The following is a 2,746-nucleotide window of genomic DNA, read 5'->3' as shown; positions in this document are numbered from 1 at the left end:
CGATTAATTTTGATAATATGAAGACAAAAAACCTAATCTTACTGGTGACCTTTATTTGCGCTGCTTTTTTGGTGCAGGCCCAGAGAAAAACGTATGAAATTTCCATTAAAAGGCCGAAGAAGGAAATTCCGATTCAACCAAACATGTATGGCGTGTTTTTTGAAGACATTAACTTTGGCGCTGATGGTGGCTTGTACGCCGAGTTAATTAAAAATCGTTCGTTCGATTTCACTAATTCGCCAACCATGGGATGGATGACATATGGGCATGTTTCAGTAGAAACTACGGGTGCTCCGTTTGAGCGCAATCCAAATTACCTGCGCCTGACCAATTCGGGTTTGTTGACCGGAACCGGCGCCATCAATGAAGGATTCCGCGGTATTGGCGTGAAAGAAGGCGAAAAGTATCAGCTCAGTTTTTTTGCCCGTACTGTTGATGACGAGGCAAAAAAACTACGGATTGAACTCATTTCGTCTGGTACAGAGATTATGGCTCATGCCGATATGGAAGTGACTTCGGGTGAGTGGACCAAATATCGTGTAGAACTTTCCCCAGGCTGGACTGACAGTCATGCGCGCCTGCGGATTGACCTTCGTTCGTTGGGATCAATCGATTTGGAGCATGTGTCGCTTTTTCCCGAGAAAACCTTCAAGGGGCGCGAAAATGGTATGCGTCAGGATTTGGCACAGGCGCTGGCTGACTTGAAACCCGGGATTTTTCGTTTCCCCGGAGGATGTATCATTGAAGGAAACAATCTGGAAACTAGGTACCAATGGAAGAATTCAGTGGGGCCGGTTGAAAATCGTCCGGTCAACGAAAACCGCTGGAACTATGAATTTCAGCATCGGTTTACGCCCGACTATTTCCAATCGTACGGATTGGGTTTTTACGAGTACTTTTTATTGTGCGAAGACTTGGGAGCTGATGCCCTTCCTGTCGTGAATTGCGGAATTGCATGCCAGTATGCCACCGAAGAGGTTTGCGAAGACCTGGAGCCATACATTCAGGATGCGCTCGACTTGATTGAGTTTGCCAATGGCTCCGCCACTTCAACCTGGGGAAAACTACGTGCCGAAATGGGACATCCCGAGCCCTTCAACATGAAGATGATTGGCATTGGAAATGAGCAGTGGGGTGAGGATTTTCCGAAACATCTGGAACAGTTTATGGAGGCCATTTATGCCAAATATCCAGATATGCTGGTCATTGGATCATCTGGGCCAAGTGCTGACGGCGAACGTTTTGATTACCTGTGGGGAGAGATGAAGCGTCTGGATGTGGATTTGGTGGACGAGCATTATTATAAAGATCCTGAGTGGTTTTTGAATAGTGCTGACCGCTACGATTCGTACGACCGAAAGGGGCCAAAAGTGTTTGCGGGCGAATATGCTTGTCACGACCATCCAGAGAAGAAAAATTCTTTTTACTCGGCTTTGTGCGAAGCCGCTTTTATGACCGGGCTGGAGCGTAACGCCGATGTGGTTCACTTGGCCACGTATGCACCGCTTTTCGCCCACGTTGACGCCTGGCAGTGGAAGCCAGACATGATTTGGTTTGATAATCTGCGCTCGGTCAAGTCGGCCAACTATTACGTGCAACAACTGTATGCCCAACACAAAGGAACCAACGCACTTGAAGTGACCTGGAACAAGGAAAACCTGACAGGGCAAGAAGCTTTGTACGCGAGTTCGGTAATTGATGAGGGGAAGAATCAATTGATTATCAAAATTGCCAATACCTCTAAAGAAAAGAGAGCAGTTAATTTCGATTTCGGCAAACTGAAGGTGGATAAGAAGATCGGCAGGCAAATTACTTTAAAAGGTGATTTGAAAGTGGAAAATACGCTTGATAATCCGGATTTGATTGTGCCAACTGAAAAGCCTGTTTCAATAAGCGGCACAAACTTAAAAGCCGAATTGGAAGCCGAATCCTTCCATGTTTTTATACTGGAATAGTACACGGGACTTTTTTTAACATTACTCCCCGGGTGAAAACTGTTCGTCCGGGGAGTATTTTTTTGTGCTTGCCTTTCAATTGAACTGCTGCTGCAGAAAGTTTGTTTTATGGTATAAAAGCAGAAAATGACAATCCAATGACTACGAATCATCACAGCGAACAGGAAGGTACTCACTGAGACCATCAACGGATATCTATTGAGTCACCATTCTCTACTGGCTTGGGTAGGTTATTCCTGCTGGCCTGAAACTGGCACAAATCTGGCCGTAAGATCCGGGTTTTCCATCTCTTTATCGAGCGGAAACATGGGTCGATTGATTCGCTGATAATCCAAACGTTCCAAATCCTGATCAACCCCGCCTGGTGTTAGGGCCAGTAGCCAGTCGGCCTGCATATCGAACAGTTCGGGAACCAGGTAGCCAATTTTCACCATCACGATGTCAGTTTCCCGTGGATTCAGTCCCAGCCGGGTAAAGTCAGCTTCGGTGTGGTAGGGTTTCCGTTTCTTGGTGACAATCACATCTACACTTCCCACGCGCACCACCACTTCGGTCTCCGCATTTTTATCTCCCTGAACAATCGACCGGACTGTACCCGAAATTTTTAAGGGCGGGGCATAGCGGTCGTCAACAATGGCGCCTACATGGGCTTCAACTTTCGAACCGACGCCGGCTGATACGGCCTTTTCAATCAGCTCTGGTCCGGGAATGGAAGCGTAAATGAGCGATGGGCCGCTGGCTGATTGAAATTCCGGACGTTTCAAAACCTCTGTTAAGGTCCAGGTCACATC

At 47.0% G+C, this 2,746-nt stretch carries 2 protein-coding genes; one reads left to right on the top strand and one right to left on the bottom strand.

Going from position 1 to position 2,746, the window contains the following annotated elements; translation table 11 throughout:
* Positions 1 to 1,955 (top strand): alpha-L-arabinofuranosidase C-terminal domain-containing protein (locus AAC033_RS18905; RefSeq protein WP_339741099.1); only part of this gene is annotated, 1,955 nt, incomplete at its 5' end.
* 230 nt (positions 1,956 to 2,185) lie between these two features.
* On the opposite strand, the gene AAC033_RS18900 is transcribed toward AAC033_RS18905, so the two are convergent.
* A partial coding sequence (locus AAC033_RS18900) for an MlrC C-terminal domain-containing protein (protein WP_339741097.1) occupies positions 2,186 to 2,746 on the bottom strand: 561 nt, incomplete at its 5' end.

Origin of the sequence: uncultured Sunxiuqinia sp. (genome assembly GCF_963974515.1) — a bacterium.
Classification (GTDB): domain Bacteria; phylum Bacteroidota; class Bacteroidia; order Bacteroidales; family Prolixibacteraceae; genus Sunxiuqinia.
This window is presented reverse-complemented; position numbering and strand designations above follow the sequence as displayed.